The following is a 14,671-nucleotide window of genomic DNA, read 5'->3' on the forward strand; positions in this document are numbered from 1 at the left end:
CTGCTACCGTCAATCCTGGTGCGCCGGGAAGTCTGGTCGGCAACGTCATATCGGACCGGCCTCATGGAGGCGCGCATGGCGAACAACCCTGCCATCCTGGTCAGTGCCCTGACCAAGAGTTACGGCAAGATCCGTGCCCTCGATGGGCTCGAACTCACCGTACGGACCGGGGAGGTCCACGGCTTCCTCGGCCCGAACGGCTCGGGCAAGACCACGACCCTGCGCGTCCTGCTCGGCCTGCTCCGCGCCGACGCCGGCCATGCCGAGCTGCTCGGCGGCGACCCCTGGCGGGACGCGGTCGAGCTGCACCGGCGGCTGGCGTACGTGCCCGGCGACGTCGTCCTGTGGCCCACCCTGACCGGCGGCGAGGCCATCGACCTGCTCGGCCGGCTGCGCGGCGGGCTCGACCGGCGGCGCAAGGCCGCCCTGCTGGACCGCTTCGACCTCGACCCCACGAGGAAGGGCCGCACCTACTCCAAGGGCAACCGCCAGAAGGTGGCCCTCGTCGCCGCCCTGGCCTCCGACGTCGAGCTGCTCCTGCTGGACGAGCCCACCGCCGGGCTCGACCCGCTCATGGAGGCGACCTTCCGCGACGCGATCGCCGAGGAGCGCGGCAACGGCCGTACGGTGCTGCTGTCCAGCCACATCCTGTCCGAGGTCGAGGCGCTGTGCGACCAGGTCACGATCGTCCGCGACGGCCGCGTCGTGGAGACCGGCACGCTGGCCCAGCTCCGCCACCTCACCCGCACGTCGATCACCGCCGAGCTCGACAACGTCCCGGCCGGCTTGGCGAGCCTCGAAGGCGTCCACGACCTGGTCGTGGACGGCTCCCATGTCCGCTTCCAGATCGACTCCGAGCGCCTGGACGACGTGTTACGCCTGCTCACCGGCTCCGGCGTACGCGGCCTGACCTGCCGGCCGCCCACCCTGGAAGAGCTGTTCCTGCGCCACTACCAGGTGGCGGCGTGACCGGCACGGCGGCGCTGGTGCGGCTGGCGCTGCGCCGCGACCGCGTGCTGCTGCTCGTCTGGATCGTCGTCGTCGCCGGCCTGCTCGCCGCCAGCGCGTCGGCCATCGCCGAGCTGTACCCCCAGGCGGCTCAGCGGATCGCGCTGGGTGCCACCATCGGCGCCGCGCCCGCCCTGCAGGCCCTGACCGGGCCGGTCTTCGACGCCACCTCGGTGGGCGGGCTCACCGCGTGGCGCGGCACCACCATGGCGTCGGTGCTGGCCGCCCTGATGAGCATCGTGGCGGTGACCCGGCACACCCGCGCCGAGGAGGAGACCGGCCGCGCCGAGCTGGTCGGTGCCTGCGCGGTCGGCCGGGCCGCGATCCCGGCCGCGGCGGTGCTCGTCGCGGGGGCGGCCAACCTGCTCATCGCCCTGCTCGTGACGCTGGGCCTGGCCGGACAGGGGCTGCCCGTGGCTGGCGCGCTCGCGCTCGGCCTGGCGGTGGGCGGCGCGGGCTGGGTGTTCACCGGCGTGGCGGTCCTGGCCGCGCAGCTCACGGCGCACGCGCGAACCGCCGTCGGCCTCGCCGCCGCGGCGCTCGGCCTGGCGTTCCTCCTGCGCGCGCTGGGTGACGCCGCCGGGATCGAGCCGCTCTCGTGGATGTCGCCGCTGGGCTGGGCGCAGCGCGTACGGGCGTTCGCGGACGAGCGCTGGTGGGTGGTCGCCCTGCCGGCGGCGACCGGGCTGGCCCTGGTCGCGGTGGCCGCGGTCCTGGCCCGGCGGCGGGATCTCGGCGCGGGGCTGATGGCGCCGCGCACCGGCCCGGGGGACGCGGCCCGGTACCTGGCGGGCCCGCTGGCACTGGCGTGGCGGCTGCAGCGCGGCGCCCTGCTCGGCTGGACGGTGGGGTTCGCGCTGGCGGGGGCGATGTTCGGGGCGCTGGCGGACAGCGTGGGCGACATCGTCCGCGACAACCCGCAGATCGCCGCCATCCTGGCGATGGTGGGCGGGGCGGGCGCGCTGATCGACTCGTTCCTGTCCGCCGAGATCGGGCTGCTGGGCCTGGTCGCGGGCGGGTACGCCGTCCAGGCGACGCTGCGGCTGCAGGGCGAGGAGGCGGCGGTCCGGGCCGAGCCGGTGCTCGCGGGGGCCGTGCCGCGCTGGCGCTGGACGGCCGGGCACCTGGTGCCGGCGCTGGGCGGCAGCACGCTGATCCTGGCGGCGGGCGGGCTGGCGGCCGGGCTCGCGCACGGCGTACGGATCGGTGACCCGGCCGGGCAGGCGGCGCGCCTGCTGGGTGCGGCGCTGGTCCAGGCGCCCGCCACGTGGACGCTGGCGGGGATCGCGATGCTGCTGTTCGGGCTGGTGCCCCGGCTGACCGCGCTCGCCTGGGCGGCGCTGGTGGCCTTCGCCCTGCTCGCCCAGCTCGGCGAGCTGCTCCAGATCGACGAGGGGATCAGGGATCTGTCGCCGTACGCGCACGTGCCGCAGGCGCTGGGCCGGGCGGTGGACGCGGGCCCGCTGCTGTGGCTGGCCGCCGTCACCGCCGCGCTGCTGCTGGCCGGGGTCACCGCCTTCCGGCTGCGTGACCTGCGCGGGGACTGATCGGGATCCGGAAGGGGCGGGTCCGCCCCCTCCGGATCAGGTCACGGTCAGAACGGCTGGTTGACCAGCGAGTTCACCTTGATCGAGGTGATCTTCACCTGCAGCATCCGCACCTGCGGCGTGCCCCCGGGCTTGGTGCAGGCGAAGCTGACCTGCCCCGAGGTGGTGAAGTTGTGCACGACGTTCAGGAAGACGCCAGCCTTGCTGTGGGGCTGCAGGGTGACCTCCGCGACGTCGGTGTCGGCGCCGCCGGCCGCGCTGATCACGCACGAGTAGTTGATCGCCGTGGCGCCCGTGTTGCTCGCCGTGAGCTTGGCGGTGATCGTGTACGGGCCCGCGGACAGGAACTGGCTGAAGCCGGGGCTCAGCGCGTTGCTGTGCACCAGCTCGTTGTTCCAGCGGCTGATCACCTCCGGCGGCACCGCCTCGGCCGACGTGGCGTTCCCCGCCAGCAGCGCGCCCGCGGCCACCGCGGTGGTCGCCACGGCGGCCAGCGCGGACAGGCGCAGCCGCCTGCCTCTGCGGGCCGGAACGATCGATGGCATGGTCATACGGATCTCCGAATCCTGGATGCGATGTCCCCGCGCGGGATCGCGCGGGGGGCGGCATGCCTGTCGCCGGGCGAGGCGGTGTCACCGGCTCGCGTGCACCCCGGGAACGTATCCGCCGGGCGCCCTCGGGGACCGCGCACAAATACCCGCCCCAGGTGTGCCGCGCGTCATCGCGCCCGGTTTCACCGGGCGAGGGCGGCGACGAGGGACGCGTCCGCGGCCGGGAGGCCGAGCGCCGCCAGCGCCTCCTCCGTCACGGCCGCGGCCTCGGGAAACGTGTGCGTGAGCCCTTCCGCCAACCCCGGCACGTACGTCCCCAGCCCCCTCACCAGCCGCGCCGCCGCCCCCGTTTCCCGCACCCCGTCCTCGAACGGGCTCCACGCCCCCGGGGCGGGGCCGCCCTCCGTGCCGAGCAGCCGCCCGACCCTTCCCACCAGGTGGATCAGCCCCTCCCAGTACGGCAGGTGCGCCACCAGCACCAGGTGCCCGTCCCCGCCGGGCGAGACCTCCAGTACCCCGGGGGCCCCGCCCACGGTGATCGTGCGCCGGTACGTGTCCTCCTCCACGACCTCCACGCCGGGGATCGCCCGTTCCGCCAGGCGGGCGCGTGCCGCGTCCCAGTCGTAGCCGGGCACGTACGGCAGCCGCAGCGCCAGCCCGCCGTCGGCGGCGAGCCGGTCGGCGCGGTGCCTGCGCTCGCGCAAGGCGGTCGGCGCGGCCCGGAACACCTCCCGCATCGTCCGGTTGAACTGCCGCAGGCTCCCGAACCCCGACGCGAACGCCACGTCCACCACCGGCAGGTCGGTGTCGTCGAGCAGCCGGCGGGCGAAGTGGGCCCGGCGGGAGCGGGCGAGCTGGTCGGGGGTCGCGCCGAGGTGCCGCAGGAACAGCCGGCGCAGGTGCCGCGGCGACACGCCGACCCGCTCCGCGAGCCCCGCCTCCGTGCCGCCGTCGAGGACCCCCTCGATGATCAGCCGCCACGCCCGGCACACCAGCTCGGGCGACCCGGCGGCGATCGAGGCCGCCACCCGGTACGGCCGGCAGCGCAGGCACGCGCGGAAGCCGGCGACCTCGGCGGCCGCCGGGTGCTCGTACGTGCGGGTGTTCCTGGCCAGCGGCCAGGCGCCGCAGCCCGGGCGGCAGTAGATGCCGGTGGTGACGACGGCGGAGTAGGTGGTCACGGCGCCGCCCCTCAGGGGTTCGCGGGCCGGTCCTTGCCGAAGCCGTCGAGGGATTCGCGCTCCTCCTGCGTCCGCAGCTCCTGGAAGACCGTGATGTGCAGCCCGGCGGGCGCGTCGAGCCGGGCGTTGAGCGACTCCCAGGGCGTGACCGTGGGCGGCGCGACCTCGGCCGCGCCCGCCGAGACCAGCCGCTCGGTGGTGCCCCTGGCGTCGTCCACCTCGAAGGCGACCCGGATCTTGGGCGCGACCTGGCGGCCCACCTCGACCTCGTCGATCATCTCCTTCTGCGCCGGGTTGGCGATCTCCAGGGTGGCCCGGCCGGCGTCGAGGATCGTCACCCGCGCGCCGCCCCCGCCGGAGAAGGCCGCCTCCTCGGGCAGCCCGAGGACGTCGCGGTAGAAGGCCAGCGCGGCCTCGTAGTCCTCCGCCTCGACCACCAGCCGGAGCTGGCGGACAGCGGGGGGCTGGGGGTCTGCGTGCGTGCTCATGGCCGGCTCTCCTCGTGTACGGCGGGGGGCGGTCGCCCTTTCCTCGTGCCAACCCGGCCGCCGCGCCACTTCATCCCCGGGAGACGAGGCCGAGCGATCTCAGCCGCGGCCGTAGCGGTCCTCGGACCGCCAGAAGTACCAGAACCCGGCCGTGAGCGCGAAGACCGCCCACAGCAGGCACGACAGCCACACCATCTGCGGCGGGGTGTGGCCGCCGATGAGGATGTCGCGCATCCACTCGATGTAGGAGGCGGCCGGGTTCAGGTACATCGCGGTGGCCACCCACTCCGGCAGGCCCGCGCTGTTGACCACCTTGTCGTGGATGGCGAAGAACACGCCCGAGGCGTACAGCCAGGTGCGCATGATGAACGGCAGCAGCTGGTTGAGGTCGCGCATGGAGGAGCCCAGCCTGGCCAGGATCAGCCCGGCCCCGACGTTGAACATCGTCTGCAGCACCAGCACGACCGGGATCATCAGCCAGAACCAGGTCGGCAGCTCACCGGTGATCACCACGATGACCAGCAGCACGCCCATGGAGATGGTGAGCTGCTGCAGCTCCTGGATCGTGTACGCGAGCGGCAGCGAGGCGCGCGGGAAGTGCAGGGCGCGGATCAGCGACAGGTTGCCGGAGATCGACTTGGCGCCAGCGGTGACGGTGCGCTGCGTGTACGTGAAGACGAACATCCCCGTCAGCAGGAACGCCGGGTAGTTCGGGATGTTCTTGCTGCCGCCCAGGATCAGGCCGAACATCACGTAGTAGATCGCGGCGTTCAGCAGCGGGGTGATGACCTGCCAGAGCTGGCCCAGGGCCGAGCCGGAGTATTTCGAGACGTTGCGTGAGGTCGCGTACGTCAGCACGAAGTGCCGCCGGTCCCAGAGCTGGCGAAGGTAGACGGTGAACCTGGGCCGCGCGATGGCGGGGCGGAGCCCGTGCCGGCGGGCCAGCTCCGCCAGCGACTGCGGCGCGGGGTCTTCCACTTGGCTCATGAGCACCTCGAAGCGTCGCGGTCACCGTGCGGCCGCCAGGTGACCGAAGGGCCGTCCGACTGACGATCATCCCCTGTCAGAGGGGGTGTCGGTCCAGTTTTGGCCCGGAGCGTCGCGGAGTCGAGCACTTTCACCCCGCCGGCGCGGGACGGTATGGCGATCAGCCGGGCAAATAGGGGCGGAGTGTCTGGTCGAGAGCGTCGCGGATCGCGTCGGGGAGCGGGCCGTCGCCGGACAGGGCCCACAGGATGAGCGCGCCGTTGTAGGCCACCTGGACCGCGCGGGCCAGCGGGCCGAGCTCCGCCCCGCCCGCCAGCTCCCCCGCCGCCACCGCGTCCGCCAGCAGGGCGGCGATCTCGTCGCGGGTGCGGCGGGCGTGCTCGGCCGCGTACGCCCGGAACTCGGCGTCGGTCAGGTCGAGCTGCAGGAAGCCCAGGCTGCCGGCCAGCTCGACCGGCGTGGACACGCCCTCGGCCAGGCGTACGAGCGCCGCCCTCAGGGCCGACAGCGGTGAGCCGTGCTCCTGCCGCGCCCGCTCGAACGGCTCCCCGGCCGTCCGGGCGGCGTGGGCGGCGAACGCGAGCAGCAGCCCCCGCTTCGAGCCGAACCGCTGCACCAGCGTGGCCGGGGACAGCCCGGCCTCCTGGGCCACCGCGGCCAGCGTGAGGCCCTGCGGCCCGTGCCGCCCGATCGCGCGGGCGGTGGCACCGAGGATCGCCTCGTCGCTGGTCGTGCGCGGCCTGCCCATGCTCGCCCTCCTGCGGGACGGTTTACCGAATGCGCGTTTACAAACTAGCAGCCCCGGCCCGGCAGGCGGTGCCTCGTAGGGGCGGCTCCGTCATGGGAGAGAGCCAGTGGCCAGGTCGGGCAGGTGGCCGCGGGCGTGCTCGATGAACGCCCTGACCGCCGGGCTCGTCTGGCCGCCCTCCCGCCACACCACGCCCATCCGGCCGCGCATGCTCGGCCGCGTCACCGCCAGCACGTGCAGCTCGGTCGCGGCGGCGGCGACCGCCGAGTCGGGCAGGACGGCCACGCCGAGCCCGCGCGCGGCCAGCTGCCCCAGCACGTAGGGCTCGCTGGCCTCGAACGCCACGTGCGGCGCGAACCCCGCCCGCCCGCACGCCTCCTCCAGCGCCGCCCGCAGGCCGGTGCCGGGCGGCAGGCTGATCAGCGGCAGCCCCTTCAGCTCCGGCACCGCGATCGACTCCGCGCCGGCCAGCTCGTGCCCGCGGTGCACGACCGCGACCAGCTGCTGGTCCACGACGACCTGCACCCCGACGCCCGGTGGCAGCGGAGCCCCGAGCCCGAGCAGGGCCAGGTCGAGCCGCCCGGTCAGGACACCGACGAGCAGCGCCTCGGGGTCGCTCTCCACGAGCGAGATCTCCACGGCCGGGTGGCGCTCGTGGAAGCCGGCGAGCATGCCCGGCAGGTCGAGCACCGAGGGTGCGGAGACCCCGCCCATCACCACGCGCCCGCGCAGCAGCCCGGTGAACTCGTCGGCGACCAGTCGCATCCCGGACACCGCCGCCAGCGCGGCCCGCGCGTACGGCAGCACGGCCTCGCCCACCGCCGTCAGCCGCACCGCGCGCCCGGACCGGTCGAACAGCGGCTCGCCCAGCTCCCGCTCCAGCCGGCGGATCTGCGCGCTGACGCCCGGCTGGGCGACGTGCAGCCGGGCGGCGGCCCTGGTGAAGCCGCCCTCCTCGGCCACGGCCACGAGGTATTCGAGCTGCCGCAGTTCCATGCCCAGGAATGCTAGCCAGCCGCTACGACGGAAGGCTCACGCCCGTCACCGCGAAGCGCTCGACGGCGGCCACGTGACCGCCGGTGGAGGCCACGACGGTCAGCGTCCTGCCCGGACTGGCGGTGAACGAGACCTTCGCCGACCAGGCCGCGTTCTCGCCTCCGGCACCCAGGCAGCACCGCTCCCCCACCGGCGTGGCCGAGCCGGGGTGGCGTACCTGGATCCGGATGCTCTCGTCGACGCCGGTGATCCGGCCGCCGACGGTCAGCGGGGAGCCGACGGTGGCGCCGTAGCCGGGCTTCGTCAGGGTGAGGGTGGTGTCGTCGGTGCCGACCACCTCCCAGGGGGCGTTCCTGCCGCTGCCGTACCGCATGAGGTGCACGACCGCGGCCACCAGCGGGCGGGGGCCCTCCTCGCTGCGGAAGCCGACGTGCACCCGGGCGTGCTCGCCGTCCTGCACCGTCTTGACGGCCTGGTCGATCTCGGTGAAGCCGAGGAAGTCGCGGGTGAAGGCGATCGCGGTGCGGGCGGCGTCCAGGTGCCATGCCTCGCGGCCGTCCGCCTGGTGGGCGCGCTGCCAGGCGGCGACCTCGCCGGGCCCGGAAAACGGCCACAGCGGCTGGTAGTGGCCGGCGATCAGGGTCTCGCGCGGGGTGGGGGGCGCCTGCGGCGTGCTCGGGGCGGGGGCGGAGGGTGCGGCCGAGGGGGTGCCCCGGGGCAGGTCCGCCTCCCCGCAGCCCGCCAGGCCCGCTCCGAGGACGGCCAGCAGCGACAAGGCTCGTACGAGGACTCTCATGCGCATCCTCCCGGGGTGGGGCGGCCTGACGATGAAGACGTACCCCGTGGGGCGGCGGGCGGACCGGAGGTCCCCGGCGCGGCGCGGGCCGGCCGTCATGGCTGGGTGGCGTCTGCGCGGGTAGCGTCCAGACATGGCCACCTTCGACCTGACCAGCCTGCGCGCCGTCGTCTTCGACACCGACGGCGTGGTCACCGACACGGCCCGGGTGCACGCCGCGGCGTGGAAGCACGTCTTCGACGCGTTCCTGCGGGGACGCTCGGCGCCGTTCGACATCCGCGCCGACTACCTGGCCCACGTGGACGGCCGGCCGCGGCTGGACGGCGTGCGCACGTTCCTGGCCTCGCGCGACATCTCGCTGCCCGAGGGCGGCCCGGACGACGAGCCGGGCGCGCCGACCGTGCGCGGGCTGGGGCTGGCCAAGGACGCGCTGTTCGTCGAGCAGATCGAGGAGCACGGCGTGGCCGCCTTCCCCTCCACGGTCGTGCTGCTGCACGAGCTGCGCCGGCGCGGCTGCCGTACCGGGGTGGTCTCGGCCAGCCGGCACTGCCGCGCGGTCGTGCAGTCTGCGGGGCTGCTGCACCTGTTCGACGTGCTGGTGGACGGCAACGACGCGGCCGCGCTGGGGCTGCCGGGCAAGCCGGAGCCGGCGCTGTTCCTGGAGGCCGCGCGCCGGCTGGAGCTGCCGGCCGCGCAGGTGGCGATCGTGGAGGACGCGCTGCCGGGCGTGCAGGCCGGGCACCGGGGCGGCTTCGGGACGGTGGTCGCCGTGGACAGGAGCGGCACCCAGGCCGCCGCGATGCTGGCCGCCGGGGCCGACGCGGTGGTCGCCGACCTGGCCGACGCCGACGTCGCCGGGCGGGTGCCCGTGGGGCGGCGATGAACGCCTGGACGCTGGTCTACGAGGGCTTCGACCCGGCCGGCGAGGGGCTGCGCGAGGCGCTGTGCACGCTGGGCAACGGCCGGTTCGCCACGCGCGGCGCCACCCCGGACGGCGAGCCGCGCACGCCGGGCACGTACCTGGCGGGCTGCTACGACCGGCTGGACACCGTGGTCGCCGGCCGTACGGTGACGAACGAGGACATCGTCAACCTGCCGGACTGGCTGCCGCTGACGTTCGCCACGCCGGGGTCCGGCTGGTTCCGGCCCGAGCGGGCCGACCTGCCGCTCTACCGGCACGAGCTGGACCTGCGGCGCGGCGTGCTGGTGCGCGAGCTGCGCTGGCGCGACGGCGACGGCCGGGTCACGCGGGTACGCCAGCGCCGCCTGGTGTCGATGGCCGACCCCTACCTGGCGGCGCTCGAGACCACCTTCACCGCCGAGAACTGGTCGGGCCCGCTTCGCGTGCGCGCCACGCTGGAGGGCCGGGTGGCGAACGACGGCGTGGCCCGCTACCGCGACCTGCGCGGCGACCACCTCACCGGGCACGCCACCGGCTCGGAGGACGACCTGGCCTGGCTGACGGCCCGCACGTGCTCCTCCCACGTCGTCGTGGCGCTGGCGGCCAGGGTCGACGCCGACGCCCCCGCCGCCCGCCCGTCGCTGGGCACCGACCACATCACCTCCGATCACGTGCTCGACCTGGCCGAGGGCGCGCCGGCCCGGTTCACGAAGATCGTGGCGCTGACGTCCTCGCGCGATCCCGCCAGCCACGACCCCCGCTCGTCGGCGCTGCGGCACGTACGCCGGGCGCCGAACTTCGAGGAGCTGCTGGCCCGCCACGAGGCGGCCTGGGAGCGGCTGTGGCGCCAGGCCCGGCTCGACGTGGACGGCCCGGACCTGTCGCAGGTCGTCCACCTGCACATCTTCCACCTACTGCAGACGCTGTCCCCCCACACCGCCGACCTCGACGCCGGGGTGCCGGCCCGCGGCCTGCACGGGGAGGCGTACCGGGGGCACGTGTTCTGGGACGAGCTGTTCGTGCAGCCGTGGCTGGACCTGCGCTTCCCGGAGATCTCGCGCGGCCTGCTGCGCTACCGCTGGCGGCGGCTGCCCGAGGCCAGGGACGCCGCCAGGGAGCTCGGCCACGAGGGGGCCATGTTCCCGTGGCAGAGCGGCAGCGACGGCCGCGAGGAGACCCAGACCCTGCACCTCAACCCGGCCTCGGGGCGCTGGCTGCCGGACCACTCCCGCCTGCAGCGCCACGTCGGCCTGGCCATCGCCTACAACGTGTGGCAGCACTACCTGGCCACCGGCTCGATGCCGTCGTGGTGCGGCGAGCTGCTGCTGGACATCGCCCGGTTCTTCGCCTCGCTGGCCGTGGAGGTGGACGGCCGGTACGAGATCCGCGGGGTCATGGGGCCCGACGAGTACCACGACGGCTACCCGGGCGCGGCCCTGCCGGGTGTGGACAACAACGCCTACACCAACGTCATGACCGCGTGGCTGATGGCGCGGGCCGCCGACACCGCCGCCCTGGTCCCCCACCTGGCGCCCGGGGCGGAGGAGCTGGCCCGCTGGGACGACGTCGGCCGCCGCCTGCGGGTCGACTTCCACGACGGCGTGATCAGCCAGTTCACCGGCTACGGCGACCTGCTGGAGCTCGACTGGGAGCGCTATCGCGGGGTGCGCCGCCTGGACCGGGCGCTGGAGGCCGACGGCGACGACGTCAACAGGTACAAGGCCTCCAAGCAGGCCGACACCCTCATGCTGTGCTACCTGCTGCCGGGCGACGGGCTGGCCACCATCCTGGAGCGGCTCGGCTACCCCGTCGATCCCGGCCTGATCTCCCGGACGATCTCGTACTACCTGGCGCGCACCAGCCACGGGTCCACGCTCAGCGCGGTCGTGCACGCCTGGGTGCTGGCCCGCTCCAACCGGCCGCGGTCCTGGGAGTTCTTCATCGAGGCGCTGTACAGCGACATGAAGGACGTCCAGGGCGGCACCACGGCGGAGGGGATCCACCTGGGCGCCATGGGCGGCACGCTGGACCTGCTGCAGCGCTGCTATCTGGGCCTGGAGCTGCGGCGGGACGGTCTGCGGCTGGACCCGCTGCTGCCCGGGGCGCTCGGGGTGGTGTCCATGCCCATCCACTACCGGGGGCGCCGGATCTTCATCGACGCCGAACGCGACGAGGCACGTGTCAACGGCACCCCGTGCCGTACCTATATGCGAGGAGAAAAGATCATGGCACGCACCGGTGATCTCGGCCGCCGCGTCATCCACCACCGCGAGCGGCTCGGCCTGACCCGCGAGCAGGTCGCCGAGCGGGCGGAGATGTCGCCGGGCTATCTGAAATATCTCGAGGAGAACGCCGACACCCCGGACACCGGGGCTCTCTACCGGCTGGCGGACGCCCTCCGGACGACGGTGGACGACCTGCTGGGCGGTGGCCAGGACCGCCCGCCCGGGCACGGCCCCGCCATGGCGCATCCCACGCTGGAGACGCTGGAGGACACGGAGTGCCGGCGGCTGATCGAGCCGGGCGGGATCGGGCGGGTGGCGTTCAACGGCTCGCACGGGCCGACCGTGATGCCCGTCAACTACAAGATGCACGAGGGGGCCATCGTCTTCCGCACCGCCGTGGGCGGGGCCATGGACAAGGACCTGCGTACCGGGCTGGAAGGCGTCGACATCATGATCGCCTTCGAGATCGACATGATCGACGAGGCCAACCGGGAGGGGTGGAGCGTGCTGGTGCAGGGGGCGGCGCACCACGTGTCGCCGGAGGAGGCGGGCGATTTGGCCGAGGCGGGGGTCACCCCGTGGGCGGGGGGCGAGCGGCACCTCTACATCCGCATCGTCCCCCACCAGATCACCGGCCGCCGCATCCACGGCATGTGAGAGGCGTCAGCTGCAGCCCGTGGTGGCGAACGCCATGAACTGCGTCACCTCGCGCTCGTCGAAGTTGTCGTCCGAGCCGATCACCAGGGTGCACTCCCCGCTCGCCAGGCGCGGGCCCCAGGACATGCTCTCCAGGTTCTGCACCGGGGGCCGGAAGTCGCCCAGGTCGTGGACCAGGCGCTTGGCCACCGGCCGGTAGGCGCCGCCGTGTGCCAGGGAGTCGCGGTCCAGGACGTTCGTGGCGCCGCGCAGGTCGATCTCGTACAGCTTGACGCGGTAGTTCACGCCCTCGATCCACGAGCGTTCCAGCGCCAGGTAGCGGAACTCGTCGATGGGCAGCAGCTCCGACACCCCGCTGTCGGCCTGCCCGGTCGGCGGGTTCGGCGGGGCGGGCAGGCGGTCGAGCGGGTAGGCGTACTGGGCGCGGGGGCGGCCCTGGCGGTTCCACACGGTCAGCCGCGCCGCCGAGCCGCGCTCCGCCGTCGGCACCGGGCCGTCCTCGAAGCGCGGCCCCTCGGTCACGGCGGTGATGGCCCGGGCCGAGACGGCCAGCCCCTCGAATCCGAAATTGCGCCGCGGCCCGGTCTCCTCGCCCGTCAGCCGCAAATTCCGCGGGATCGAGAATTCACCCACCTGCCGCCCGTTCATATCCATTCCGCGCACCGCGGCGCCGGAAATCGGAATATTCGGGTTTCGGGTGTCCGGCCGGTCGCCCTCGTCGCCCCACAGCAGCCGCCCGCTCCACCGGTCGAACCTGATCGACTCGGGGTCGGCGGACTCCGCCTGGCCGTAGCCGGGGAACGGTGTCCCGTCGGGCCTGGTCAGCGTCTTGACGCCGGTCAGCCGCACCCCGGTGAAGCCGCCCGTCACCCGGTCGATGTCCAGCCGGCCCGTGTAGAAGCGGGCCGGGTTGTAGCGGGCGCGGTCGTCGGAGATGAAATACCAGGTCCCGGTGCGCGGATCCCGGTCGATCCCGGACAGGCCGCCCACGACGGTCCCCTCGAACCTCGTCATGTACGGGATCCGCTGCTCCCCGAGGAACCGCGTGATCCGCACCGGCTCCCGCGGCTCCGCCACCGCCGGCGGGGCGGCGCTCATCACCAACGCGAATGCGACGGCGATTTCCATTGTTCTCCGCGTACGAGTCATTTGTTCCTCCGTCAGGAAAATCGACGGAGCAAATAAAAGCGCGAATCACCGGCGAAGTCCACGAGCAAAGAACCCGCATGCCGCACTGCAAAAGGGGCAAATCATTGGGCGATGTCGGGCAGCGTGAGCAGGTGCAGGGACCCTTCCCGCAGCCCCGCCGCCGAGACGTCCAGGACGCTGCCGTTGGCGTCGATCTTCGTCGCGCTCGCGTCCCACGCGCCCGAGGCGCCGCGCCCCCGGCTCCACACCCCGCTGCCCGGCACCACGGTCAGCACCTGCAGGCCGCCGTCCGGCAGCGCCGCCACCGCCGTGCCGGAGATGCCGCCGTTGCCGTCGACCTCCGCCGTGCCCGCGTCCCACGCGCCGGAGGCGGCGCGGACCCGGTCCCGGACGGTGCCGCGCTGCGGCCGGTCGGCGACGCTGTAGTACGGACTCCACACCCGCGCCTTGTAGAAGGCCGCGCCCGTGCGCCTGCGGGTCATGGAGGGCGAGAAGAAGTCCACGGTGTCGGTGCACCACGTGCTCGCGGTGCAGGACCCGGGCGGCGTCTTGGCGGCGTCGGCCCGCGTCTGGACGATCTGGCCAGAGGGCTGGTCGCCGATGGACTTGACCGCGCCGCGGTTCGCCCCGGCGGGCGCGGCGGTGAAGATCCTGGTCGCCTTGTCGTACAGGTAGGCGGCAGAGCCGGTGGTGACCCAGAGCTTGCCGGTGTCGTGGGTGTGGGCGTACACGTCGTGGCCGCCGGGGGTCTCCAGGGCCCTGCGGCGCTGGGTGTCCTCGCGCAGCGCCGGACGCGCCGGGGTGCCCTCGACCGCGAGCGCGGTCAGGATGTGCTGCTTGGTGACGGGGTCCTGGCCGATGACCCACAGGCGCCTGATGGCAGGGTCCCAGAGGGCGGCGTGCGCGTCGGCGAGCGGGAACTCGGCGTACGTGGCCGCGTTCGGGCCCTGCGAGGACGCGTACACCCTGACCCAGCCCCCGGTGGAGGCGGCCACCGCGATGTTGCCGTCGGGCAGCAGCTCGGCGGCGTGCAGGTTGCCCGGCAGGATCCGCGCCCACTGCCGCACGCCGCCCGGGTAGGAGACGATCGCCGCGATGCCCCGGCTGCCGCCGGCCGCGACCACGACGCTCCGCTCGCCCGACGGGCGCTCGCGCAGCTTGAAGTCGGCGATGAGCCCGAACGCCGAGACCTCGTCCGCGGTGAACCGGCCGGTCGTCACGCTGGGCTGCCACGTCCACTTCACGGCGGAGGGGCTGTTCCAGTCGGCCACCGCCGGATCGAACGCGATCAGCCGCCGGCCCGTCTGGTCCCCTCCCACCACCCAGTAGTCCCCCGGGGCCGCGACCGCCTTCCCCGCGGGAAGTCCCATGCTCACCAGCATGACGGCGACCATCGCTGATTTCCGCACCCGCTGCCTCCTCGCCACCGACGGATGA

Annotated in this window: 13 protein-coding genes; 4 read left to right on the forward strand and 9 right to left on the reverse strand. The window is 74.0% G+C overall.

The features are described 5' to 3' along the window. The first annotated feature begins 75 nt into the window (after positions 1-75). Together AB0J69_RS49405 and AB0J69_RS49410 are read left to right on the forward strand one after the other, a co-directional pair. Positions 76-969, forward strand: a complete 894-nt coding sequence (locus AB0J69_RS49405) for an ABC transporter ATP-binding protein (RefSeq protein ID WP_364132991.1) — start codon at positions 76-78, stop codon at positions 967-969. Next, positions 966-2,555, forward strand: coding sequence for an ABC transporter permease (locus AB0J69_RS49410; RefSeq protein WP_364132994.1), 1,590 nt, complete (start codon positions 966-968; stop codon positions 2,553-2,555). Before AB0J69_RS49405 ends, AB0J69_RS49410 begins: the two co-directional genes overlap by 4 nt. 47 nt (positions 2,556-2,602) lie before the next feature. On the opposite strand, the gene AB0J69_RS49415 is transcribed toward AB0J69_RS49410, so the two are convergent. The 7 genes from AB0J69_RS49415 to AB0J69_RS49445 all read right to left on the reverse strand — a co-directional run bounded on the left by AB0J69_RS49415 (position 2,603) and on the right by AB0J69_RS49445 (position 8,302). Next, entirely contained in the window at positions 2,603-3,106 is a 504-nt protein-coding gene (locus AB0J69_RS49415) for a hypothetical protein (RefSeq protein WP_364132996.1), read from the reverse strand. Between the two features lie 182 nt (positions 3,107-3,288). Then, complete coding sequence (locus AB0J69_RS49420) at positions 3,289-4,287, reverse strand: helix-turn-helix domain-containing protein (protein WP_364132999.1); 999 nt, start codon at positions 4,285-4,287, stop codon at positions 3,289-3,291. Between the two features lie 11 nt (positions 4,288-4,298). Then, a complete protein-coding gene (locus AB0J69_RS49425; protein WP_364133002.1) occupies positions 4,299-4,775 on the reverse strand; it encodes a VOC family protein in 477 nt (158 codons plus the stop codon). 99 nt (positions 4,776-4,874) lie between these two features. After that, entirely contained in the window at positions 4,875-5,762 is an 888-nt protein-coding gene (locus AB0J69_RS49430) for an ABC transporter permease (RefSeq protein ID WP_364133004.1), read from the reverse strand. 160 nt (positions 5,763-5,922) lie between these two features. Beyond that, a complete protein-coding gene (locus tag AB0J69_RS49435) occupies positions 5,923-6,510 on the reverse strand; it encodes a helix-turn-helix domain-containing protein (protein WP_364133007.1) in 588 nt (195 codons plus the stop codon). Positions 6,511-6,600: 90 nt separating this feature from the next. Then, positions 6,601-7,506, reverse strand: coding sequence for a LysR family transcriptional regulator (locus AB0J69_RS49440; protein ID WP_364133009.1), 906 nt, complete (start codon positions 7,504-7,506; stop codon positions 6,601-6,603). 22 nt (positions 7,507-7,528) lie between these two features. Further along, positions 7,529-8,302: a hypothetical protein gene (locus AB0J69_RS49445; RefSeq protein WP_364133012.1), complete on the reverse strand. Its 774-nt coding sequence runs from the start codon at positions 8,300-8,302 to the stop codon at positions 7,529-7,531. Positions 8,303-8,435: 133 nt separating this feature from the next. On the opposite strand from AB0J69_RS49445, the gene AB0J69_RS49450 reads away from it, so the two are divergent. Together AB0J69_RS49450 and AB0J69_RS49455 are read left to right on the forward strand one after the other, a co-directional pair. Then, the gene (locus AB0J69_RS49450; protein ID WP_364133015.1) at positions 8,436-9,185 is read left to right on the forward strand and encodes an HAD-IA family hydrolase; all 750 of its coding nucleotides are present in this window, start codon (positions 8,436-8,438) and stop codon (positions 9,183-9,185) included. Beyond that, positions 9,182-12,085: a pyridoxamine 5'-phosphate oxidase family protein gene (locus AB0J69_RS49455; protein ID WP_364133017.1), complete on the forward strand. Its 2,904-nt coding sequence runs from the start codon at positions 9,182-9,184 to the stop codon at positions 12,083-12,085. The genes AB0J69_RS49450 and AB0J69_RS49455 overlap by 4 nt, the downstream gene beginning before the upstream one ends. Positions 12,086-12,091: 6 nt before the next feature. Here the strand turns inward: AB0J69_RS49455 and AB0J69_RS49460 are convergent, their stop codons facing one another. Next, entirely contained in the window at positions 12,092-13,213 is a 1,122-nt protein-coding gene (locus AB0J69_RS49460; protein WP_364133020.1) for an esterase-like activity of phytase family protein, read from the reverse strand. Between the two features lie 122 nt (positions 13,214-13,335). Continuing rightward, positions 13,336-14,643: a DUF6528 family protein gene (locus AB0J69_RS49465; protein WP_364133023.1), complete on the reverse strand. Its 1,308-nt coding sequence runs from the start codon at positions 14,641-14,643 to the stop codon at positions 13,336-13,338. Positions 14,644-14,671: the final 28 nt, after the last annotated feature.

Source organism: Nonomuraea sp. NPDC049709, from assembly GCF_040674815.1.
Taxonomy (GTDB): Bacteria; Actinomycetota; Actinomycetes; order Streptosporangiales; family Streptosporangiaceae; genus Nonomuraea.

Excerpts from the sequence above, each read along its gene's own strand:
- AB0J69_RS49455 (WP_364133017.1), top strand. The coding sequence starts at position 9,182 with ATGAACGCCTGGACGCTGGTCTACGAGGGCTTCGACCCGGCCGGCGAG.
- AB0J69_RS49405 (WP_364132991.1), top strand. The coding sequence starts at position 76 with ATGGCGAACAACCCTGCCATCCTGGTCAGTGCCCTGACCAAGAGTTAC.
- AB0J69_RS49450 (WP_364133015.1), top strand. The coding sequence starts at position 8,436 with ATGGCCACCTTCGACCTGACCAGCCTGCGCGCCGTCGTCTTCGACACC.
- AB0J69_RS49440 (WP_364133009.1), bottom strand. The coding sequence starts at position 7,506 with ATGGAACTGCGGCAGCTCGAATACCTCGTGGCCGTGGCCGAGGAGGGC.
- AB0J69_RS49430 (WP_364133004.1), bottom strand. The coding sequence starts at position 5,762 with ATGAGCCAAGTGGAAGACCCCGCGCCGCAGTCGCTGGCGGAGCTGGCC.
- AB0J69_RS49460 (WP_364133020.1), bottom strand. The coding sequence starts at position 13,213 with ATGGAAATCGCCGTCGCATTCGCGTTGGTGATGAGCGCCGCCCCGCCG.
- AB0J69_RS49425 (WP_364133002.1), bottom strand. The coding sequence starts at position 4,775 with ATGAGCACGCACGCAGACCCCCAGCCCCCCGCTGTCCGCCAGCTCCGG.
- AB0J69_RS49445 (WP_364133012.1), bottom strand. The coding sequence starts at position 8,302 with ATGAGAGTCCTCGTACGAGCCTTGTCGCTGCTGGCCGTCCTCGGAGCG.
- AB0J69_RS49435 (WP_364133007.1), bottom strand. The coding sequence starts at position 6,510 with ATGGGCAGGCCGCGCACGACCAGCGACGAGGCGATCCTCGGTGCCACC.
- AB0J69_RS49415 (WP_364132996.1), bottom strand. The coding sequence starts at position 3,106 with ATGACCATGCCATCGATCGTTCCGGCCCGCAGAGGCAGGCGGCTGCGC.